The following is a 20,658-nucleotide window of genomic DNA, read 5'->3' as shown; positions in this document are numbered from 1 at the left end:
CAGAGGTGAGCATCGGGCTCGGAGCCGACAAGTGTGATGTGGGGGAGGTTGGGTGACCTCGGCAACGCTGTCCACGCCCGTCCGTACCCCGCCGTCGGCGCCAGGTCGCCGATCGGCGGGTACCCGTTCCCAGGCCAACCAGCGGGGCTACGTCCGCACCCTGGTGGTGCTGGACACCGCCGTGCTGTCGCTGGCGGTCCTCGCCGGCTACGCCACCCGCTTCGGCGACGCGGTGCCGCGCGGCTCCGAGATCCCGTACGTGGTGGTGGCACCGGCCCTGGTGCTGGTCTGGTTGGTCTCGCTCAAGGCACTGCGCTGTTACGACGACCGGGTACTCGGCTACGGGGCCGACGAGTACCGGCGGGTCAGCGGGGCCAGCCTGCGCCTGGCCGGTGGGGTCGCGATCGCCGGTTACATCTTCGACGCCGGGGTCTCCCGGGGTTTCCTCGGCATCTCCTTCGCCGTCGGCACGGTCGGGCTGGTGGTCACCCGGTTCGCCGCCCGTAAGGCGCTGCACCGGGCCCGCTGCCGGGGCGACGGATGGTCCCGTCGGGTCCTCGTCGTCGGGGACACCGCACACGTGCTGGAGTTGGTGCACACCCTGCGTCGGGAGCCGTACGCCGGCTACCACGTGGTCGGCGCGTGCATCCCCGACGCGCTGCTCGCCCCCGTGCCGCAACGGCTCAGCGACGTGCCGGTGGTCGGCTCCCTGCGGGGCATCCCGGAGGCGGCCGCCGCGATCGGCGCGGACACCGTCGCGGTCACCGCGTCCGGCGAGTTGACCGCGACCCGGCTGCGCCGGCTGGGCTGGCAGTTGGAAGGCACCGGGATCGACCTGGTGGTCGCCCCGGCGCTCACCGACGTGGCCGGGCCGCGCATCCACACCCGGCCGGTGGCCGGGCTGCCGCTGATCCACGTCGAGGCGCCCGAGTTCCGGGGGGCCCGCAAGCTGGTCAAGGAGTTCGTCGACCGGTCGGCCGCCGCGGTGGCGCTGGCACTGCTGCTGCCGCTGGTGGCGGTGATCGCGCTAGCCGTCAAGCTGGACAGCCGGGGCCCGGTGCTGTTCCGGCAGACCCGGGTCGGGCAGGGCGGCCAGGAGTTCGGGGTGCTGAAGTTCCGCACCATGGTGGTCAACGCCGACGCGCTCCTCGCCGAACTGGCGGCCCGCAACGAGACCAACGGGCTGATGTTCAAGATGCGCGACGACCCGCGGGTCACCCGGATCGGCCGCCTGCTGCGGAAGTGGTCGGCCGACGAGCTGCCCCAGCTGGTCAACGTGCTGCTCGGGCAGATGAGCCTGGTCGGCCCCCGTCCGCCGCTGCCCTCCGAGGTGGCCCGCTACGACGGCGACGTGGCCCGCCGCCTGCTGGTCAAGCCCGGCATGACCGGCCTCTGGCAGGTCAGCGGCCGGTCCGACCTGAGCTGGGAGGACGGCATCCGGCTGGACCTCTACTACGTGGAGAACTGGTCACTCGCCGCCGACCTGACCATCCTGTGGAAGACCTTCGGCGCGGTGCTGCGCGGGCGCGGGGCCTACTGAGCCCCGGCCCCAGGCCCGCACCGCACCCCGAACGGCGGCCCGCAGCCGGGCCCCGGCTCACGGCTGCGGGCCGGTCCAGTCCAGGCAGACGACCACCGCGTCGTCGACCAGGTCACCGGCCACGAAGGCGCGCAGGTCACCGATGAGCGAGCGGACCGCGTCCAGCGGCGTCATCGGTCCGGTACGACGCAGGAAGCGCTCCAGCGCCGTCTCCCCGTACCGGACGTGCCGGTCCGTCGCGTCGAGCACGCCGTCACTGAGGACGAAGAGCCGGTCACCGCGGCGCAGCTCGAAACGCTGGTGCTGGTAGTCGGTGCCGTCGAACATGCCCAACGGGAACTGTTTGTCCAGCACCTGCTCGGTGACCTCGCCGTCGCGCAGCAGCATCAACCGGGGCGACCCGGCGTCCACCGCGGTCAGCACACCGCTGCCCAGATCCAGCTCCATGACCAGGGCGGACAGGTGCTGCTCACCCCCGTGCAGGGCATAGATCGCCTGGTCGGCGAGGGCGACCTGGTCGGCGAGGCCCAGTCCGCCCCGGCGGGCGTTGCGCAGCGCGTGGGTGGCCAACGCGGTGAGCATCGAGGCGGCCACCCCCTCACCCGTCCCGTTGATCGTCGACAGCCACAGCCGGTCGCCGTCGTCGGACCAGTCGAAACTGTCCCCGCGCACCGCGTACGCCGGTTCGAGCTGGCCGGCGAGGCGGAACGACGGCCGGTCCCGGCTGCGTCCCGGCAGCAGTTCCCACTGCATCTCGGCGGCCAGGGTGAGCCGGCGGGCCCGGCGCGAGGTGCGGTACACGTCGGTGCCGGCGGTGACGGCGGCCAACTCGTGCCCCAGGGCGGTGGCGATGCGGGCCAACTCGCCGACGGTGGCCCGGTCGTCGGGCACCGGGGCCAACCGCAGCACCCCGCGCCGTTCACCCCGCATCCCGACGGGGAACCAGCCCACCCCCTCGGTGAGCACCGGCTGCTGGTGGTCGAAGCAGCGCCAGGCCGGGTGACCGGGGCCGCTCACGGGCTCCCCACCGGCCAGCGGCAGCAGCACCGACAACCGGTAGTCGACCTGGAACAGCTCCACGTCGGTGATCCGATAGGCCCGTGTCAGCTCCCCGGCGAGCCGGTCCAGCAGCAGGTCCGCCGGAGATTCGGTCAGCACCTGCCGGGCCCGGGCCTCGGGTCCGCTCGTCATCACGCCTCCTGAAAGCGCAGATCCCCTGGTACGGGGGGTAGTCTCGGGCCCACCATGGCCGAAGAGAGTGGTCCTTACGGATCAGACGTGAGTATGGCCGCCGAGTTGGACGGCGCGACGGGGACCCTGCTGTCTGTGTGGGAGGCGGCCCGGGAGAACACCACCAGCCGGCTGTCCGGCGCGCAGTTGCGCGCCGTCATGGTGGTCGAGCGGTACGACGGGATCAACCTGCGCCGGCTCGCCGCCCTGCTGAACATGTTGCTCTCCTCGGCGAGCCGGCTCTGTGACCGACTGGTCGCCGCCGGCATGCTGGAGCGGGAGCCGGGCCGGTCGGACCGACGGGAGATCGCCCTGCACCTGACCCCGGAGTCCATCCGCCTGCTCGCTGAGCTGCGGCGGGACCGCCGGCAACGGCTCGCCGACGTGCTGGCCGGGATGAGCGGCGAGGGGCGGCAGGCACTGCTGCGCGGTCTGGTGGAGTTCGACCGGGTGGCGCGGGCCCGGGAGGGGGAGACCGGGCCGGCGGTGGAGTTCCGGTCGGCACCGCACCCACCCACCCAGCCCGGTCCGGGCTCCGCCGACCCACCGGCGGCCCGCTCGGCCTGACCCGGGCCGGTCACGGTGGCGTGGCCAGTGCGGTCCGGGCCCGGTGCAGGTGGTCGGCCGAGCGGGGATGCTCGGTCAGCGCGGTGGCACACACCCGCAGCACGTCGTCCACCAGCCGGGCCCCGTCCCTGGTGTCGAGCACCCCCGCCTGCCAACGGACGAACTCGACCAGCAGCTGCGGGTCGCCGATCCGGATCGCCGCAGCCAGCGCGTCGACCAGTTGGGCGACGACCCCGGCGACCTCCTCCGCCCGTTCCGCCGCGGGGGTGACCTCGCGGAGCACGAGCTGGACGAGTTCCCGACGGCGACGCAGCACCGGTACGTACTCGTCGGAGCCGGCCGTCGGCGCGGCACCGGTGTGCGGGGCCGCGAGCAGCGGGCCGGACAGCAGCCGGACGGCGTCCCGGGCGGTGGCGCCCCAGCCGGCGGCACCGACCGCGGTGGCCCAGCGGCCCTCGGGGCCGAAACCGGGCCCGCCGGCCACCACCGGCACCCCGGCCGCCCGGCACGCCTCGACCATCCGCCCCGCCCGCACCAACCGGCTCGGCTGCACGCAGCTCAGCAGCACCGCGTCCGGGCCGGTCTGATGCAGGTAGGAGACCAGGTGCCGGACCGGCACACTGGCGCCGAGGAAGGTGACCCGCCAGCCGGCGGCGCGGACCACCTCCATCACGATCCGGGCGGCCAGCGCGTGCCACTCGCCTTCGACACAGGCCAGGACCACGTGGCCCCGGTCGTCCGTCGGGGCGGTGTGGGCGGCGACCGCCTCGACCACCTGCTCGCTGACGTGGGTGGCCGCGTGCTCCTGGGCGATGCTCCACCGGCCGGACAGCCAGCGCAGCCCCACCTCGCGCTGCGCGACGGCGACCAGGTCCACCAGGACGTCGGCCACCGAGGCACCCGCGTCCAGCAGCCCGGTCGCGAGCCGGATGGCGCCGACCAGGTCGGCCCGGTCCAGGCAGCCGAGGTAGGCCTGGACGACACCCGGGGCCACCCGCCCCGGTCCGTCCGGTGTGACCCGCCCAGGATCTTCCGGTGGCGGTCGGCGCGTACCGGCCGGTTCCTCGCCGGTCGCCCGGCCCGGTTCCTCCCGGGTGGGTTCGTCCGGGGTCGGTCGGGTCACGCAGGTTCCGCCGCGCAGACGGCCAGCATCGCGATGTCGTCGTGGCTCTCGCCGTCGAGCCACTCGTCGACGAGCTGGAGCAACCAGTCGATCACGGCGGACGGCGGCAGCCCGGCCACCGAGGCGAGCGCCTGCCGCAGCCGGTGTTCGCCGAACATCTCGACGGCCGCCGATCCACCGCGTGCCTCGGTCACCCCGTCGGTGTACGCCAGCAGCAGTTCCCCCGGGGCGAGCCGCACCTCCACCTCGGCGAACGTCGCCGTGGCGAACGCACCGATCGGCATCCCGCCCACCCGCACCTCGACGATGCTCCCGTCGGCGCGTACCACCAGGGGGGACGGGTGCCCGCCGCCGGCGATCCGGACCCGGACCCCGCCGTCGGACCCCGGCTCGGTGGTGCCCAGCAGCAGGGTGGTGAACTGGCTACGCCGGGCGGCGTCGGGGGAGTCGAACAGTGCCCGGTTGAGCAGTTGGACGAGTTCGTGGGGGCGCTGCTCGACCAGTCGCAGGGTCTGCAACGACTGGCGTACCCGGCCGGTGAGCACGGCCGCGCCGACCCCCTTGCCGCAGACGTCGCCGAGGGCGAACAGGGCGCCGGTGGCGGTGGGGAAGACCTCGTAGAAGTCGCCGCCGATGCGCAGGCTGTCCCCGGCGGAGCGGTAACCACCGGCGAGGGTGACGCCGGGCACCGGGGGCAGCTGCGGGGGGAGCAGGCTGTGCTGGAGCACCCGGGCCAGGTGCGCCTGTTCGCCGTAGAGTTCGGCGGCGGCGATCGCGGACCCGGCGCGGGCGGCGAACTCCCTGGTCAGCTCGATGTCGCGCGGGTCGAAACCGGCCCGCCCCGCCCGCCGGACCAGGATCAACGCGCCAGCCGGCCCACCCGCGCTGAGCATCGGGCTGATCAGCACGGTCCCGGGGCGGCCGAAGGTCTCCGGCAGGACGGCGGTCAGGTCGGCCAGCTCGGCGTCGAGCCAGGGGCTGGGGTCGGTGGACTCGCCGTCGAGCGCCTCGACGAGCCCGGGGACCGCGCCGGCCAGTTGCCGGCTGGCGACCCCGCCGACCGGGCCGGGTTCGCCGTCGGCGTACCGGAACCAGTGCGGGAGGTCCTCGCCGGGCTGTGGTGACCGGTGCACGACCAGCGCGACGTCCGCGAGGTAGGGCACCGGCAGGGTGACGGTGGCCCGCAGGGTCTGCTCGCGGTGCAGGGACAGCCCGAGCCGGCTGCCGGCGCGGGCCAGGAAGGCGGTGCGGGAGCGCTCGGCGAGCAGCGCGTCGGTGCGGGCCTGTTCGTCGGTGACGTCGCGGACATACCAGGCGCAGCCGCCGGCGGCGAGGGGGCGGCAGACGCCGCGCAGCCGGCGGCCGTGGTGTTCGGCGTCGAACGTCCCGGTGCCCTCGACGACCGCCCGGGCCAGCGCCGGCACGGTGTGCGCGGCCAGGTCGACGCCGGGGGCCAGTTCGGGCAGGAGCTGCCCGGCCATCGCGTTGACCAGGGTGACCCGCCCGGCAGGGTCGGTGGTGACCACGGCCTCGGCGAGACCGTCGAGCAGCTCCCGGGCCAGCTGGGGGTCGGCCGGCAGCGACTGGTCCGCCGGCGGCCGGGCCGGCGCGTGCGACACCGGGCCATCCCCGCTGACCGGACCGGCGCGCCCGTCCCGACGGGTGGTCGTCACCGTCGGTCGCCGGGCGCGTCGGTCTGTCGACCTCTGCGCATGCTGGGAGTGCTCTCCTCGGTAGGAATCGTTGCCTCAGGGAAAGCGTACCGAGGTGGGGTGACGATCGCCCAGCCGACAACCGGGGGTCAGCGCGGGTGGGACAGCCACCCGGACGGCCGGGCGATGATCCGGCGGACGACCGAACCGGCCCCGCCGACGGCGGCGGATTCGGCACCGAGCGCCGCCGGGCGCACCGTCACCGGGGACCAGCCGCTGGTGAGCACCCGGTCGTCGAGTTCGGCCAGCACCGGTGGGCACAGCCACGGCGCGAGGGTCGCGTATCCGCCGCCGAGCACGACGGTGTCCAGGTCGAGCAGGTTCACCACCCCGGCGACGGCGACCCCGAGGGCGGTGCCGGCGGCGTTCAGCGCGGCGAGCGCGGCCGGGTCACCGGAGCAGGCCAGGTCGGCCAGCCGGCGGGCGGCGGTGTCGGCGGGCAGGTCCGCGCCCGCCAGCCCGGCCGCCGCCAGCACGGCCTCCTGCCCGGCGTACGTCTCCAGGCAGCCCCGGGCGCCGCAGCGGCAGGTGGGACCACCCGGATCGACAGGTACGTGGCCCAACTCGCCGCTCCAGCCCCGGGAACCCCGGAAGAGCGCCCCGTCGAGCACGATCCCGGCACCGATGCCGATCTCGCCGGAGACGTGCAGGAAGCTCTGTGGGCCGCCGGGGCGGGCGTGCAGTTCGCCGAGCGCGGCGAGGTTCGCCTCGTTCTCCACCACCAGTGGGGGCACCCCGTCGACCGGGTCGGTGAGGGCGGGGTGACCGGCGAGCAGGGCCGGCACGTCCACGTCCCGCCAGCCGAGGTTGGGGGCGAGCCGGACGAGGCCCCGCGCGTCGACCAGCCCCGGCACGGCCAGGGCCGCCCCGGCCAGGCCGAGTCCGGCGTCGTCGGCGACGGTACGCGCCCGGCGGGCCAGGGCGACCAGGGCGGTGAGCGCGTCGGCGGGGGAGAGGGGGCGCAGGTCGATCCGGCGTACCTCGTGGTGCCGGACGGCACCGGTGAGGTCGACCACGCAGGCCGCGAGGTAGTCGACGTTGACCTCCAGGCCGAGCCCGGCCGGGCCGGTGTCGCCGAGCAGCAGCCCTCGGGCGGGCCGGCCGGCACCGGTGCGGGGCGCGGGATCGGCCTCGGTGACCAGCCGGCCGGCGATCAGGTCGTCGACGACCGCGGACACGGTGGCCCGGGTCAGGCCGGTGTCGGCGGCGATCTCGGCCCGGGAGGGCGGCCGGCCGGTGTCGGCGATCCGCCGCAGCACCACGGCGAGGTTGAGTTCGCGCAGGCTTCCCTGGCGGACCGCGCCGACGGTCCGGGTCTCGGTCACCCCTTGACAGTGCCACAGCACGGCCATTTAATTCAACCACTGAACAAATTGCGGGCGACACACCCACCGCCACCACCATCATCCCCACCGGAGGTCTGCCATGGCACCCCGTCCCACCCCCGCCGACAAGTTCTCCTTCGGGCTCTGGACGGTGGGCTGGCAGGCCCGTGACCCGTTCGGCGACGCCACCCGCCCTGAGCTGGACGCCGTCGAGGCCGTGCACCGGCTCGCCGAGCTGGGCGCGTACGGCATCACCTTCCACGACGACGACCTGATCCCGTTCGGCGCCGACAACGCCGCCCGGGAGGCCCAGCTCGCCCGGTTCCGCAAGGCGCTGGACGAGACCGGGCTGGTCGTGCCGATGGTCACCACCAACCTCTTCACCCACCCGGTGTTCAAGGACGGCGGTTTCACCAGCAACGACCGTGACGTCCGGCGCTACGCGCTGCGTAAGGTGCTGCGCAACGTCGACCTCGCCGCCGACCTGGGTGCCAAGACCTTCGTCATGTGGGGCGGCCGGGAGGGCTCCGAGTACGACGTGGCCAAGGACATCCGGGCCGCGCTGGACCGCTACCGCGAGGCCGTTGACGTGCTCTGCCAGTACGTCGTCGACCAGGGCTACGACCTGCGGTTCGCCATCGAGCCCAAGCCGAACGAGCCGCGCGGCGACATCCTGCTGCCCACCGTCGGGCACGCGCTGGCGTTCATCTCCGAGCTGGCCCGCCCCGAGATGGTCGGCCTCAACCCGGAGGTCGGGCACGAGCAGATGGCCGGCCTCAACTACGCCCACGGCATCGCCCAGGCGCTCTGGCAGGGCAAGCTGTTCCACCTCGACCTCAACGGCCAGCGCGGCATCAAGTACGACCAGGACCTGGTCTTCGGCCACGGCGACCTGATGAACGCGTTCGCCCTGGTGGACCTGCTGGAGAACGGCGGCCCCAACGGTGGTCCGGCGTACGACGGCCCGCGCCACTTCGACTACAAGCCCTCCCGCACCGAGGACATCGCCGGGGTGTGGGCGTCGGCCGAGGCCAACATGGCGACCTACCTGCTGCTCAAGGAGCGGGCGGCGGCGTTCCGGGCCGACCCGGAGGTCGTGGAGGCGCTCGCCGCCAGCAAGGTCGGCGAGCTGGCCAGCCCGACGCTGGGCGACGGTGAGGGCTACGCCGGGCTGCTCGCCGACCGGTCCGCGTTCGAGGAGTTCGACGTGGACGCGACGGCCGCGAAGGGCTTCGGCTTCGTCCGGCTCAACCAGCTCGCCGTCGAGCACCTGCTCGGCGCGCGCTGAGGCGGCCCGGCATGCCGCTCGTCGCCGGGGTGGACTCGTCCACCCAGTCCTGCAAGGTGGTGATCCGGGACGCGGAGACCGGCGCGCTGGTCCGTGAGGGCCGCGCGCCGCACCCGGACGGCACCGAGGTCGACCCACGGGCCTGGTGGGATGCCCTGCTGGCCGCCGTCGAGGCGGCCGGCGGGCTGGCCGACGTGGCGGCCGTGGCGGTCGCCGGTCAGCAGCACGGCATGGTCTGCCTGGACGAGGCGGGCGAGGTCGTCCGGCCGGCGCTGCTGTGGAACGACACCCGGTCCGCCGACGCGGCCCGGGACCTGATCGCCGAGGCCGGCGGCGGGGAGACCGGCCGCCGGTTCTGGGCCGACGCGGTGGGGCTGGTCCCGGTGGCCAGCTTCACCGCCACCAAGCTGCGCTGGCTGGCCCGGCACGAGCCGGAGCACGCCGCCCGGGTCGCCGCCGTCTGCCTGCCGCACGACTGGTTGACCTGGCGGTTGGCGGGCGCCCCGGGCCTGGCGGCGCTGCGCACCGACCGGGGTGACGCCAGCGGCACCGGCTACTGGTCGCCGGCCACCGGGCAGTACCGACCCGACCTGCTGGAACAGGCGTTCGGTCGGGTCGTCGAGGTGCCCACGGTGCTCGGCCCGGCCGAGCAGGCCGGGGTGCTCGACCCGGGCGTGCTGGGCGGTGCCGCCGGCCGGCCCGACGGCGCTGCGGGCTCGCCCACGCCGGGCGGGGACGTCCTGCTCGGCCCCGGCACCGGGGACAACGCCGCCGCCGCGCTGGGCGTCGGCGCGGGTCCGGGCGACGTGGTCGTCTCGATCGGCACCTCCGGCACGGTCTTCGCGGTGGCGGACACCCCCGCCGCCGACGCCGGGGGCGCGGTGGCCGGCTTCGCCGACGCCACCGGCCGGTTCCTGCCGCTGGTCTGCACGCTCAACGCGGCCCGGGTGCTCGACTCGGCGGCGACGCTGCTCGGCGTCGACCTCGACGCGTTGTCCGAGTTGGCGTTGAGCGCCCCACCCGGGGCGGACGGCCTGGTCATGGTGCCCTACCTGGAAGGGGAGCGGACCCCGGACCGGCCCACCGCCACCGGCTCGGTGCATGGCCTCACCCTGCGCACCGCCACCCCGGCCCACCTGGCCCGGGCGGCGGTCGAGGGGATGCTCTGCGCGTTGGCCGACGGCCTCGACGCGCTGGTCGCCCAGGGGGCCACCGTCGAGCGGGTGATCCTGGTCGGTGGCGGGGCCCGCTCGGCGGCGGTCCGCCGGATCGCGCCCCAGGTCTTCGGTCGCCCGGTGCTGGTGCCCCCGCCAGGGGAGTACGTCGCCGACGGCGCGGCCCGCCAGGCCGCCTGGCTCGCCCTGGGTGGCGCGACCCCGCCCACCTGGGCGCCGAAGGACACCGAGGAGTACGCGGCGGAGCCCGTCCCCGCCATCCGGCAGCGGTACGCCGAGGCCCGCGACCACACCCTCGACCGGGTGGCCGCGACCGGGGAGTGATCCACCCGACCGGCGACGTCGACCGGTGACCGGCGCACGGGGGCCGGTCACCGGTCGACGACCGGGTCCCCCGTGGTCCTGCCGGTCACCTCCGACGAGGGCCCGGCCACCTGTCGGGCGTGGTGATCCCGCAGGGACGGGGTCGGCGGTGCCGCCCCGGCGGGGGTGCCCGTCGGGCCGGGAGACCCACCTGGTTGGCTGCCGGACATGACCGGCAGCAGGATGCCCCGGCGCGGAAACACGGCGCACCGCCTCTACAGCGTCGTGGTGTTCGTGGTGCTCGCCTCGCTGGACAACGTGGCGATCGGCCTGGTGCCCCCGCTGTACGGGCCGATCTCCGGGGCGCTGGGGGTGCCGCAGCGGATGCTCGGCCTGGTCACGGCGGTGAGCTTCCTGGTCAGCGCGGTCGCGGCGGTGGCCTGGGCGTACGTCGGCGACCGGACCAACCGCAAGCCGCTGCTGATGGTGGGCACACTGGTCTGGGCGGCCGGCACCGGCGGCAGCGCGTTCGCCACCGGTTTCCCGACGTTCCTCGCCGCGCAACTGGTCGCCGCGGTCGGGTTGGGTGCGGTCGGCTCGGTCGGGTTCTCTGTGGTGACCGACCTGATCTCCCCGCGTCGCCGGGGGCTGGTGATGAGCTTCTGGGGGCTGTCCCAGGGGGTCGGCACCCTGGCCGGCACGCTCACCGGCGGGCTGCTCGGCGCGACCGACTGGCGACGCCCGTTCCTGCTGCTCACCGTGGTCGGTCTGGCCGCCACGGTGGCCTACCTGCTGACGTACGACATCCGGCGCGGGCAGAGCGAACCGGAGCTGGCCGGGGCGATCGAGGCGGGCGTCGAGTACGACTACCGGATCACCCGGGCCGACCTGCCGCGCATCCTGGGCCGGCGGACCAACCGCTGGTTGATCATGCAGGGCCTCACCGCGCAGGCGGCGTTCGGCTCGCTGGTGTGGCTGCCGGTGTTGTTCGCCGAGCGGGCGCAGGGGCAGGGCTACTCGGCGGCGACGGCGGTCGTGGTGGGCAGCGTCTTCGCCACCCTGTTCCAGCTCGGCGGGGTGTTCTCCATCGTCGGCGGGCTGGCCGGGGACGCGCTGCAACGGCGTACCCCCCGGGGGCGGGCCCTGGTCGCGGCGGTCGGCATCCTCGCGGCGCTGCCGTTCTACCTGGTGCTGTTCTTCGTGCCGATCCGGATCGACGTGCCCGACGGCGGCGGCACCGGCGCGGTGGTGGGTGCGGTGCTGGCCAGCGTGGTGACCGAGCCGACGGTCGGGCTGAGCCTGCTGACGGCCCTGGTGGCGTTGGCGCTGACCTCGGCGAACTCGCCGAACTGGTTCGCCCTGATCGCCGACGTCAACCCGCCGGAGCACCGGGGCACCGTCTACAGCCTGGGTAACCTGGTCAACGGGGTCGGCCGGGCAGCCGGCAACGGGCTGGTCGGGGCGGCCTTCCACGCGTTGCGGGTGGCCTTCCCGCCGCCGTTGAACTACGCGGTCGGGCTCGCCGCGTTCCAGCTCTTCTTCATCCCTACCGGGCTGATGTACTGGCTGGCCTCGCGCACCTCACCCCGCGACATCACCGCGGTTCGCGACCTGCTGCACGACCGCGCAGCCCGCCGCTGACCTGCCCGCCGGGGCCTGCCTGCCGGGGCCTGCCTGCCGGGGCCGTGTCGCTCCCGCTCGGTCGGGCCGGGCAGGTACACCCCGTCGCGTCCTTTCGAGCTGATGACGTTGACGGATCACCAGCCAGCCCGAACGCGTCGCCGTCCGTGGCCCGCCATCGTGGCTGAGAGGCCGGTGTGGGCGGGACGGGACGTTCCCGGCCGATCGGCTTGGGGCGGGTCTTCCGCCGCTGAGCTGCTGTCGTCACTTTGGTGGGTGCGTGTCATCCGGGTCGGTGAGTCGCTGACGTCATCAGCTCGAAAGGACGCGACCGGCAGTACCCGGGCCCCGGTCCCGTCCCGCCCGGCAGGTGTCACCGGTGAGCCCGAGCGTCGGCACCGCCGGGGAACTGCACCGCCTGAGCGCCGGGCACCGTCGGGCGCTGCACCAACGGTGGATGCAGCGCCCGGCGGTGCCGGAGTGGGTCAGGAGTGCCGGACCCAGACCGTGACGTCGGTGGGAACCCGGCCGTCGGCGTCCAGCGGCGCGCTGCTGTGCAGCAGCTCCCCGGCCGGGGGCGGCACCGCGGCCGTGCCGAAGTTGGTCAGCACGGTCAGCCCGGCGTTGCGGAAGATCAGCGTCTCGTCGCCGGAGGAGAGCCACTCCAGGGTGCCCCGACCCAGGCCGTGCTCGCGCCGCAGCCGCAACGCGGTCCGGTACGTCTCGTACGTCGAACCGGCCACCCCCTGCTGCCGGTCCAGGGCGTACTCGGCCCACAGCGGCGGTTGCGGCAGCCAGCTGGCGTCGGTCGGGCCGAAGCCGTACGACGGGGCGTCGGCCTCCCACGGGATCGGCACCCGGCAGCCGTCCCGGCCTCGCTGGGTGTGGCCGCTGCGCTCCCAGGTCGGGTCCTGCCGGGCCTCGTCGGGCAGCGTGGTGTGCTCCGGCAGCCCCAACTCCTCGCCCTGGAAGAGGTAGGCCGAGCCGGGCAGGGCCAGCATCAGCAGGGTGGCCGCCCTTGCCCGGCGCAGGCCCAGCGCGGCGTCCGGCTGGGGGTCGCCGATGCCGATGCCGTTGGGTCGGCCGCCCTGGGCGGACAGGCCCATCCGGGAGGCGTGCCGGATGACGTCGTGGTTGGACAGCACCCAGGTGGTGGGGGCGCCGACGGCGTCGGTGGCCTCCAGTGAGCGGGTGATCACCGCGTACTGGGCGGGGGCCGTCCAGGCGGCGAGCAGGTACTCGAAGTTGAACGCCTGGTGCATCTCGTCGGGGCGGACGTAGCGGGCGATCCGTTCGGCCGGCTCCACCCATGCCTCGGCGACCAGAATCCGCGCGCCGTCGTAGGAGTCGAGCACCTGCCGCCAGTCCCGGTAGATCTCGTGGACGCCGTCCTGGTCCCACATGGGTGGGCGCGGCTTGTCCGCCTCGTTGCCGGAGAGGATCTCCTGCGGCTCCTCCCAGTTGGCCAGGTCGGCCTGCTTGATCAGGCCGTGCGCCACGTCCACCCGGAAGCCGTCGACCCCCCGGTCCAGCCAGAACCGGAGCACGTCCAGGAACTCGGCGCGGATCTCCGGGTTGTCCCAGTTGAGGTCGGGCTGGGCGGTGTCGAACAGGTGCAGGTACCACTGGCCGGGCCGGCCGTCGGGCTCGACGAGCCGGGTCCAGGCGGGGCCACCGAAGACGCTCTGCCAGTCGTTGGGCGGCGTCGCGCCGTCCGGGCCGAGGCCGTCGCGGAAGATGTACCGGGCCCGCTCGGGGCTGCCGGGGGCGGCGGTGACGGCGGTCCGGAACCAGCGGTGCGCCGACGAGGTGTGGTTGGGCACCAGGTCGACGATCACCTTGAGGCCCTTCGCGCGGGCCTCGGCGATCAGCGCGTCGGCGTCGGCCAGGCTCCCGAACAGCGGGTCGACGTCGCGGTAGTCGGCGACGTCGTAGCCCGCGTCGGCCTGCGGCGACGGGTAGAACGGCGACAGCCAGACGGCGTCGACACCCAGCTCGGCCAGGTGCCCGAGCCGGGCGGTGATGCCGGGCAGGTCACCGATGCCGTCGCCGTCGGAGTCGGCGAAGGACCGCGGGTAGATCTGGTAGATGACGGCTTCGGTCCACCATCCGTGGGCCACGCCCATGGACTGGTCCTGCTGCCTCGCGTCGGTGTTCAGAGCCTTCTCCCTGTGTCGAGCGTGCCGTGCCGTGCGGGGGTGAATCCGTTCAGTGTGCCCGGGGAGGGGCGGTCGATTCCCTTACCACCAGCCGAGTGGGCAGGATCACCGGCGGGGTCGGCGTGGTGCCGTCGCCGTCGGCCCCGCGGGGAGCCGGCACCCGTCCGGCGTACGGCTCGACGGTGCCGGTGCCCAGCGGATCGAGCAGCAGCCGGGCGGCGAGCCGGCCCTGCTCGGCGGCGGGCTGGGCGATGGTGCTCAGCCCGAGCACGCCGGACAGGTCGTGGTCGTCCACGCCGATCACGCTGACGTCCTGCGGCACCCGCAACCCGGCGTCGCGCAGCGCGGTCATCGCGCCCATCGCGATCTCGTCGCAGGCGGCGAAGATCGCCGTGGGTGGTTCGCCCCGGGCCAGCAGTTCGACGGTGGCCTGGTTGCCGCCGTCGATGGTGAACTGCGACTCCATGTCCAGGCTGGGATCGGGGCGCAGACCCGCGCGGCGCAGCGCCTCCCGGTAGCCCCGACGACGGTCGGTGTGGGTGGTGAAGGCCAACTCGTCGGTCGGGTCGCCGGAGATGTGGGCGATCCGTCGGTGGCCCAGGTCGAGCAGGTGCCGGGTGGCGGTCCGGGCCGCCGCGACGTCGTCGATCCGGACGCAGGGCCAACCCGGCACCGTGCTGCCGGAGCTGATGGTGATGCCGGGCAGGTCCAGCTCGGCCAGGGCGGTCAGGTCGGCCGGCCGTAGCGGGGTGGCGACCAGCACGATCGCGTCGACCCGCTTGTGCAGGTTGGCGGTGCGCAGCACCCGCTGCCGCACCTGCTCCCGCCCGCCGAGGTTGTAGAGCAGCAGGTCGTAACCGGAGTCGTGGAGGAACTCCTCGACCGCCTCGACGACGGTGCCGAAGAACCAGCGGGTGATCCGGGGGACCACCACGGCGACGGTGCCGGTCCGGCCGCCGGCCAGTCGGGAGGCGCTCGGCGACACCGCGTACTGGAGCTGTTCGGCGGCGGCGAGCACCCGGCGGCGCGTCGCGGCCGACACCGTCGGCAGGCCGCGCAACGCCCGTGAGACGGTGGCGGTGGAGACCCCGGCCAGCCGGGCCACGTCGTCGATCCTGGTCACGCTGTGGTTCCCCCGCTCCGCGCCGCCCTCCGCCGCCGCCCGGTGCTGCCGGGCGGCGGCGAATGGACCTCAACCCTTGACGCTGCCGGCGAGCAGACCGCGCACGAAGAAGCGCTGCAACGACAGGAACACGACAAGCGGTACGACGATCGAGACGAACGCGCCGGCCGTGAGCCGCTGCCACTCGTTGCCCCGGGTGCCGGCCATCTCGGCCAGCCGCACGGTGAGTGGGGCGGTCTCGTTGCCGCCCCCGGCGAAGATCAGTGCGACCAGCAGGTCGTTCCAGACCCAGAGGAACTGGAAGATGCCGAAGGCCGCCAGGGCCGGGGTGATCAGCGGCAGCACGATGGTGCGGAAGATCTTGGGGTGGGTGGCCCCGTCGACCCGGGCCGCCTCCATCAGGTCCCGGGGCAGCTGCGAGACGAAGTTGTGCAGCAGGAACACCGCGAAGGGCAGCGCGAAGCAGGTGTGCGCGAACCACACCTGGGCGAACTTCTGCTCGTCCACCAGGTTCCAGGCCGGCATCAGCTGCACACCGGCCACGGTGACCCCGGTCGAGAAGAACTTCAGCAGCGGCACCAGGGCCATCTGCAACGGCACGATCTGCATCGCGAAGATCGCGATGTAGAGCCAGTCCCGCCCCCGGAAGTTGATCCAGGCCAGTGCGTACGCGGCGAGTGAGGCGAAGGCCAACGGGAACAGCACCGAGGGGATGGTGATGGCCAGCGAGTTGATGAAGTAGCTGGCCAGCTGCCCCGACGAGGAGGACGAGCCGAAGAGCACGTCCTGGTAGTTCTCCAGGGTGAACTGCGGGTCGGTGAAGAACGTCCACCAGCCGGTGGACTTGATCTCCGCCTCGGGGCGGAACGAGGAGATGAACAGGCCGAAGGTCGGGATCGTCCAGAGCAGCGCGATCACGATCGAGACCAGGGTGGCGGTGCGGCTGTTGAGCCGGTTACGGACCCGGCCGGCGGTGGTGGTCGGTTTCCCGGCGGCCTGGGCCCCGGCTCCGACGGTGGGCGTGGCGGTGGTCATCTCAGCCCTCCCGCTGTTGACGCAGGTTGCGGATCTGGTAGATCACGATCGGGATCACCAGGATGAAGAGGAAGACCGCCAGGGCGGAGCCCTGCCCGTTCTCGCCGTACCGGAACGCCTGGTTGTACATCTCGTTGGCGATCACGCTGGTGTCGTAGTTGCCGTTGGTGGCCGTCCGGACGATGTCGAAGACCTTGAGCGTGGCGATCGACAGGGTCACCACCACCACGATCAGCGCCGGACGGATGCTCGGCATGGTGATCTGCCAGAACATCTGCCACGGGCTGACCCCGTCGAGGCGGGCCGCCTCCACGATGTCCGCCGGGATCGCCTTGATCGCCGCGGAGAGCACCACCATGGCGAAACCGGCCTGGATCCAGACCATGATGACGATGAGCAGGAAGGTGTTCAGCGGTGAGTCGAGCAGCCACTGCCGGGGTTCTCCGCCGAGGCTGACCACGACCTGGTTGAGCAGGCCGATCTGGTCCTGGTCCTCGCTGCGGTAGGCGTAGACGAACTTCCAGATGATGCTGGCGCCGACGAACGAGATCGCCATCGGCAGGAAGATCAGTGACTTGGCGATGGACTCGAACCGGGCCTTGTCCACCATCACGGCGTAGAGCAGGCCGAAGCTGGTGGCCACCAGCGGCACCAGCAGCACCCAGATGAGGGTGTTGAGCAGGACCCGGACGATCGAGTCCTCGGAGAACATCCAGCTGTAGTTGCTCAGCCCCACCCAGTCTTTGCTGCCGGCGTCCATGAAGGAGAGCAGGACGGTCCGCAGCGCCGGCACCACCAACCCGATGCTGAGCAGCAGCAACGTCGGCAACAGGAAGAACAGCGCGAACAGCCCCTCCCGCGGCTTGCGTCGGCGGGGCAGTGGACCACCGCCGGTCGAGGCGGCGACCAACTGCGCCTCCCGACGGCGGGCGAACCAGGCCGGCACCACGTCGAGGAGCAGGAGCAGACCGCCCACCACCGCGACGAAAGCGATCAGCCCGTACATCAGCATGAGGAACTTCGGCTGTTCCTCAGCGAAGTCGAACTCCATCGACCCTCCCTCTCAAGGGTTCGGTATCAGACGGTGGCCCGGCCCGTGGGTACGGACCGGGCCACCGTCTCAGCTCACTTCCAGCTGTTCTCGATGTTGCCCAGCACGGTGGCGGTGTCCTTGCCGTTGATCCACTCGATCATGCCCTTCCAGAAGGTGCCGGTGCCCACGGCGGCCGGCATCAGGTCGGAGCCGTCGAAGCGGAACACGGTCTTCGGGTCCTGGAGGATGCCCACGGAGAGCTTGTCCACCGGGTTCGGGACGTTGGCCAGGTCGAGCTTCTTGTTCGCCGACACCCAGTCACCGATCTTGGCGCGGCTGTTGGCGTACTCGCCGGAGGCGAGGTAGGTCTGCACCGCCTGGACCTCGGGGCGGTCGGTGAAGGCCGCGACGAACTCGCCCGCGCCCAGCACCGGCTTGCCCTTGGCCGGGTCGATGGACGGGAAGTAGAACGCGAAGACGTCGCCGTCCTCGGCCACCTTGGTGCCCTTCGGCCACTGGTTGGCATAGAAGGACGCCTGCCGGTGCAGGGCGCACTTACCGGTGGTGATCGGGACGCCCGCCTCCTGGAAGGAGGTGGTGGCGATGCTCTTCACGCCGCCGAAGCCGCCGTTGACGTACTTCTCGTTCTTGAGGATGGTGCCGGCCCGGTTGAGCGCGTCGGCCACCTTTGGGTCGTTGAACGGGATGCCGTGGGTGGTCCACTGGTCGTAGACCTCGGGGCCGGCTGTACGCAGAAGCACGTCCTCGATCCAGTCGGTGGCCGGCCAGCCGGTGGCGTCCTGGGACTCGATGCCGGCGCACCACGGCTTGGTGCCGCTGGCCGCGATGGTGTCGGAGAGCTTGATCAGCTCGTCCCAGGTGGTCGGGGGCGCCCAGCCCTTCTCCTTGAAGGTCTTCGGCGAGTACCAGACGAACGACTTGACGTTCGAGCCCAGCGGGGCGCCGTAGAACTGGCCGTTGACGGTGCTGTACTTAAGCCAGTCGGGGGAGTAGTTCGCCTCGGCCTCGGTCTTGGTGGCGGCGGCGACAGGCTTGAGCTTGCCGGCGTCGGCGAACCGCTTGATCAGGCCGGGCTGCGGGATGAAGGCGAGGTCGGGGGCGTTGCCACCGTCGACCCGCACGGTGATCTGGGCCTCGAACTCGCCGGAGCCCTCGTGGTCGATCTCGATGCCGGTGCAGTCCTCGAACTGCTTCCAGGACTGGGCCAGCCGGTCGGCCTCGATGTCCCGGATAGACGAGTAGGCGGTGACCTTCTTGCCGTCGAGGTCGCCGTACTTCTCAAATGCGGCGCACTCGGCGGAGCCCGCGTTGCTGCTCTTCTTGTCGTTGCCGGTGCCACAGGCGGCGGCGCCGAGGGCCAGCCCCAGCACGCCGGCGATCGCGAGAGCCTGGCGTGATCTGGCAAACGCCATGCCGTTCTCCTTCCTTGCCGGCGCGCCCACAGGTGGGGGAACCCGACGCCGGTCCGATGAGTCGTCCCCACATGTAAGCGCTTGCATCCCGATCGGTCCACCCCCCTGGTGGACACGGCCCGGTAACAATCACGAAACCCTCTCACCGCTGGTGGGCGCGCTCCCACCCGTGGTCACCGAATAGGGGTGGCCAGGGGTCCGTACCGCTTCCCATTGATGGCGATATCTGCCACCCTCAGGGCAGGACATCGAAGAATCTCTACATCGGAGGTGCTGGATGCGTAAACGGTGGTGGAGTCTGCTGGCAGCGTTCCTGCTGGCCACCGGAATCCTGGTGCCGGCCGGCCCGGCGTGGGCCGCGCCCACGTTCAAGGTGCCCTTCCCCTGCAACCAGTCCTGGTCCGGCCAGACCCGGTCGGACCACAGCCCGGCGAACGCGATCGACTTCAACCGCACCGACGACGTCGGTGACCCGGTGGTCGCCAGCGCCCCCGGCACCGTCGACCGGGTCACCGACCTCGGCGGTACGAGCTACGGCAAGTACGTCCGGATCGACCACGGCGGCGGCTACACGACCTACTACGCCCACCTCAACGGCTTCAACGTCTCGGTCGGGCAGCAGGTCGGCTACGGCAAGGTGATCGGCTGGGTCGGCTCCACCGGCGGCTCCACCGGCCCGCACCTGCACTACGAGCAGCGCCTCAACGGCGACGACATCAAGGTCAAGTTCAACGGCACGGTCGCGCTGTACTGGGGCACCAAGACGTACACCAGCGGCAACGGCTGCTCCAGCGGCACCGGGTCGGGCACGGTCGACACCGCCGGCACGCCCCTGACCGTGCGGTCCGGGCCGGGCACCGGCTACGCGTCGGTCGGCACGGTCGCCGACGGCACCAACGTCACCATCGGCTGCCAGACCAGCGGCACCACGGTCACCGGCACCTACGGCACCAGCGCGATCTGGGACCGGATCGGCTCCGGCCGGTTCATCGCCGACGCCTACGTCTACACCGGCCACGACGGCTACATCCCGAACGTGCCCCGCTGCTGAGACCGGACCCGTCGGGCCGGGGGCGGGTCCGCCCCCGGCCCGACGACGACCCCCGGGCCGCCCCGGGGCGGCGACGTCAGCTGTTGAGCTGCCAGATCGAGAAGTTCAACGCGGCGGCGAAGGTGACCCAGGCCCAGTAGGGCAGCAGCAGGGCCGCCGCCGGCCGGGAGATCCGCCAGAAGGCGACCACCGTCACGGCGATCGCCAGCCACATCAGCACGATCTCGGCGAAGGCCAGCCCGTAGCGGCCCGCGCCGAAGAAGAGCGGGGTCCAGATCGCGTTCAGCACCAGCTGGACCACCCAGGCCCAGACCGCCGGGCCGAAGCCGACCCGCCGCCAGACCAGCCAGCCGGCGACCGCGATCAACGCGTAGAGCAGGGTCCAGACCGGGCCGAACAGCCACGAGGGTGGGGCCCAGGCCGGCTGGCGCAGGGCGGCGTACTCGTCGCTGGTGCCGGACACCCCCAGCCCGCCGATCGCGGCGGCGACGGTGACGGCCGCGCCGAAGGCGAGCAGCATCCACCAGGTCCGCGCGGTGCCGGTCCGCCGGTCGCTCCGGGTTGTCTCCATGGTCAAGATATTTCCCCGGTACGCCCCGGCAAAAACCCGCCCCCGGCCCGGCGGGGCCGGCCCGGTCGCGTCACCGGGCAGCGGTCGCTCCGGGCGGGGCACCACCCCCGCACAGCAGGACGCCGGGGTCGTCGGTGCCGGAGGCCCCTGTCTGGGAGGACGGGGCTTCCGGGGGCGACGACCCCGGCGGGTCAGGTGCGGGTACCGGCGTCAATTGAAGATGCTGACACCACCCGGGCCGACCAGAAGGCCGACCACGATGAGGACGATGCCCCACAGGATCTGCCGGCGGAACAGCGCGAGGATGCCGGCGACCACGAGTACGACTGCGAGAATCCAGAGAATCAGCTCCATGGCTGCTGAATACCCG

General features: G+C 72.9%; 17 protein-coding genes. 6 read left to right on the top strand and 11 right to left on the bottom strand.

The features are described 5' to 3' along the window. Window positions 1-52: 52 nt before the first annotated feature. Window positions 53-1,540, top strand: a complete 1,488-nt coding sequence (locus J7462_RS13700; RefSeq protein WP_219464405.1) for a sugar transferase — start codon at window positions 53-55, stop codon at window positions 1,538-1,540. Window positions 1,541-1,597: 57 nt separating this feature from the next. Here the strand turns inward: J7462_RS13700 and J7462_RS13695 are convergent, their stop codons facing one another. Next, window positions 1,598-2,731, bottom strand: a complete 1,134-nt coding sequence (locus tag J7462_RS13695; protein WP_219464404.1) for a PP2C family protein-serine/threonine phosphatase — start codon at window positions 2,729-2,731, stop codon at window positions 1,598-1,600. A gap of 93 nt (window positions 2,732-2,824) precedes the next feature. On the opposite strand from J7462_RS13695, the gene J7462_RS13690 reads away from it, so the two are divergent. Then, complete coding sequence (locus J7462_RS13690) at window positions 2,825-3,337, top strand: MarR family winged helix-turn-helix transcriptional regulator (RefSeq protein ID WP_208568506.1); 513 nt, start codon at window positions 2,825-2,827, stop codon at window positions 3,335-3,337. A 10-nt stretch (window positions 3,338-3,347) separates the two neighbouring features. Here J7462_RS13690 and J7462_RS13685 read toward each other — a convergent pair whose 3' ends face one another. The 3 genes from J7462_RS13685 to J7462_RS13675 all read right to left on the bottom strand — a co-directional run bounded on the left by J7462_RS13685 (window position 3,348) and on the right by J7462_RS13675 (window position 7,524). Next, window positions 3,348-4,331 carry a B12-binding domain-containing protein gene (locus J7462_RS13685; RefSeq protein ID WP_219464403.1) on the bottom strand — a complete coding sequence of 328 codons (984 nt, stop codon included), beginning with the start codon at window positions 4,329-4,331 and terminating at the stop codon, window positions 3,348-3,350. Window positions 4,332-4,456: 125 nt separating this feature from the next. After that, on the bottom strand, window positions 4,457-6,079 hold the full coding sequence (locus J7462_RS13680) for a PP2C family protein-serine/threonine phosphatase (RefSeq protein WP_308290895.1): 1,623 nt from the start codon (window positions 6,077-6,079) through the stop codon (window positions 4,457-4,459). Window positions 6,080-6,261: 182 nt separating this feature from the next. Beyond that, window positions 6,262-7,524 (bottom strand): ROK family protein, encoded by a 1,263-nt coding sequence (locus tag J7462_RS13675; protein ID WP_219464401.1) that lies wholly within the window; start codon window positions 7,522-7,524, stop codon window positions 6,262-6,264. A 73-nt stretch (window positions 7,525-7,597) separates the two neighbouring features. Here J7462_RS13675 and xylA point away from each other — a divergent pair, with 73 nt between their 5' ends. The 3 genes from xylA (at window position 7,598) to J7462_RS13660 (ending at window position 11,904) form a co-directional block, all read left to right on the top strand. Continuing rightward, window positions 7,598-8,785 carry a xylose isomerase gene (gene xylA / locus J7462_RS13670; protein WP_208568456.1) on the top strand — a complete coding sequence of 396 codons (1,188 nt, stop codon included), beginning with the start codon at window positions 7,598-7,600 and terminating at the stop codon, window positions 8,783-8,785. Between the two features lie 11 nt (window positions 8,786-8,796). Beyond that, on the top strand, window positions 8,797-10,284 hold the full coding sequence (xylB, locus tag J7462_RS13665; RefSeq protein ID WP_219464400.1) for a xylulokinase: 1,488 nt from the start codon (window positions 8,797-8,799) through the stop codon (window positions 10,282-10,284). Window positions 10,285-10,491: 207 nt separating this feature from the next. Continuing rightward, window positions 10,492-11,904, top strand: coding sequence for an MFS transporter (locus tag J7462_RS13660; RefSeq protein WP_219464399.1), 1,413 nt, complete (start codon window positions 10,492-10,494; stop codon window positions 11,902-11,904). 464 nt (window positions 11,905-12,368) lie between these two features. Here J7462_RS13660 and J7462_RS13655 read toward each other — a convergent pair whose 3' ends face one another. The 5 genes from J7462_RS13655 to J7462_RS13635 all read right to left on the bottom strand — a co-directional run bounded on the left by J7462_RS13655 (window position 12,369) and on the right by J7462_RS13635 (window position 18,666). Next, entirely contained in the window at window positions 12,369-14,009 is a 1,641-nt protein-coding gene (locus J7462_RS13655; protein ID WP_219464398.1) for a glycoside hydrolase family 13 protein, read from the bottom strand. A gap of 82 nt (window positions 14,010-14,091) precedes the next feature. Next, entirely contained in the window at window positions 14,092-15,165 is a 1,074-nt protein-coding gene (locus tag J7462_RS13650; RefSeq protein ID WP_219464397.1) for a LacI family DNA-binding transcriptional regulator, read from the bottom strand. 69 nt (window positions 15,166-15,234) lie between these two features. Beyond that, entirely contained in the window at window positions 15,235-16,200 is a 966-nt protein-coding gene (locus J7462_RS13645) for a carbohydrate ABC transporter permease (RefSeq protein WP_208568461.1), read from the bottom strand. Between the two features lies 1 nt (window position 16,201). Continuing rightward, window positions 16,202-17,251 carry a carbohydrate ABC transporter permease gene (locus J7462_RS13640; protein ID WP_208568462.1) on the bottom strand — a complete coding sequence of 350 codons (1,050 nt, stop codon included), beginning with the start codon at window positions 17,249-17,251 and terminating at the stop codon, window positions 16,202-16,204. A 74-nt stretch (window positions 17,252-17,325) separates the two neighbouring features. Continuing rightward, window positions 17,326-18,666: an ABC transporter substrate-binding protein gene (locus tag J7462_RS13635; protein ID WP_219464396.1), complete on the bottom strand. Its 1,341-nt coding sequence runs from the start codon at window positions 18,664-18,666 to the stop codon at window positions 17,326-17,328. 277 nt (window positions 18,667-18,943) lie between these two features. Here J7462_RS13635 and J7462_RS13630 point away from each other — a divergent pair, with 277 nt between their 5' ends. Then, entirely contained in the window at window positions 18,944-19,717 is a 774-nt protein-coding gene (locus tag J7462_RS13630) for a M23 family metallopeptidase (RefSeq protein ID WP_219464395.1), read from the top strand. Between the two features lie 76 nt (window positions 19,718-19,793). Here J7462_RS13630 and J7462_RS13625 read toward each other — a convergent pair whose 3' ends face one another. Continuing rightward, window positions 19,794-20,288, bottom strand: a complete 495-nt coding sequence (locus J7462_RS13625) for a TspO/MBR family protein (protein WP_219464394.1) — start codon at window positions 20,286-20,288, stop codon at window positions 19,794-19,796. A gap of 210 nt (window positions 20,289-20,498) precedes the next feature. Next, a complete protein-coding gene (locus J7462_RS13620) occupies window positions 20,499-20,642 on the bottom strand; it encodes a GPGG-motif small membrane protein (protein ID WP_007464364.1) in 144 nt (47 codons plus the stop codon). Between the last annotated feature and the right edge of the window lie 16 nt (window positions 20,643-20,658).

Source organism: Micromonospora sp. RL09-050-HVF-A, assembly GCF_019374995.1.
In the GTDB taxonomy this organism is placed as follows: Bacteria; Actinomycetota; Actinomycetes; order Mycobacteriales; family Micromonosporaceae; genus Micromonospora; species Micromonospora antibiotica.
Note: the sequence above shows the minus strand (reverse complement) of the source record. Positions and strands in the feature narration are given on the sequence as shown.

Excerpts from the sequence above, each read along its gene's own strand:
- J7462_RS13645 (WP_208568461.1), bottom strand. The coding sequence starts at position 16,200 with ATGACCACCGCCACGCCCACCGTCGGAGCCGGGGCCCAGGCCGCCGGG.
- J7462_RS13675 (WP_219464401.1), bottom strand. The coding sequence starts at position 7,524 with ATGGCCGTGCTGTGGCACTGTCAAGGGGTGACCGAGACCCGGACCGTC.
- J7462_RS13660 (WP_219464399.1), top strand. The coding sequence starts at position 10,492 with ATGACCGGCAGCAGGATGCCCCGGCGCGGAAACACGGCGCACCGCCTC.
- J7462_RS13655 (WP_219464398.1), bottom strand. The coding sequence starts at position 14,009 with ATGGGCGTGGCCCACGGATGGTGGACCGAAGCCGTCATCTACCAGATC.
- J7462_RS13620 (WP_007464364.1), bottom strand. The coding sequence starts at position 20,642 with ATGGAGCTGATTCTCTGGATTCTCGCAGTCGTACTCGTGGTCGCCGGC.
- J7462_RS13630 (WP_219464395.1), top strand. The coding sequence starts at position 18,944 with ATGCGTAAACGGTGGTGGAGTCTGCTGGCAGCGTTCCTGCTGGCCACC.
- xylB (WP_219464400.1), top strand. The coding sequence starts at position 8,797 with ATGCCGCTCGTCGCCGGGGTGGACTCGTCCACCCAGTCCTGCAAGGTG.
- J7462_RS13690 (WP_208568506.1), top strand. The coding sequence starts at position 2,825 with ATGGCCGCCGAGTTGGACGGCGCGACGGGGACCCTGCTGTCTGTGTGG.
- J7462_RS13625 (WP_219464394.1), bottom strand. The coding sequence starts at position 20,288 with ATGGAGACAACCCGGAGCGACCGGCGGACCGGCACCGCGCGGACCTGG.
- J7462_RS13695 (WP_219464404.1), bottom strand. The coding sequence starts at position 2,731 with ATGACGAGCGGACCCGAGGCCCGGGCCCGGCAGGTGCTGACCGAATCT.
- J7462_RS13640 (WP_208568462.1), bottom strand. The coding sequence starts at position 17,251 with ATGGAGTTCGACTTCGCTGAGGAACAGCCGAAGTTCCTCATGCTGATG.
- xylA (WP_208568456.1), top strand. The coding sequence starts at position 7,598 with ATGGCACCCCGTCCCACCCCCGCCGACAAGTTCTCCTTCGGGCTCTGG.
- J7462_RS13635 (WP_219464396.1), bottom strand. The coding sequence starts at position 18,666 with ATGGCGTTTGCCAGATCACGCCAGGCTCTCGCGATCGCCGGCGTGCTG.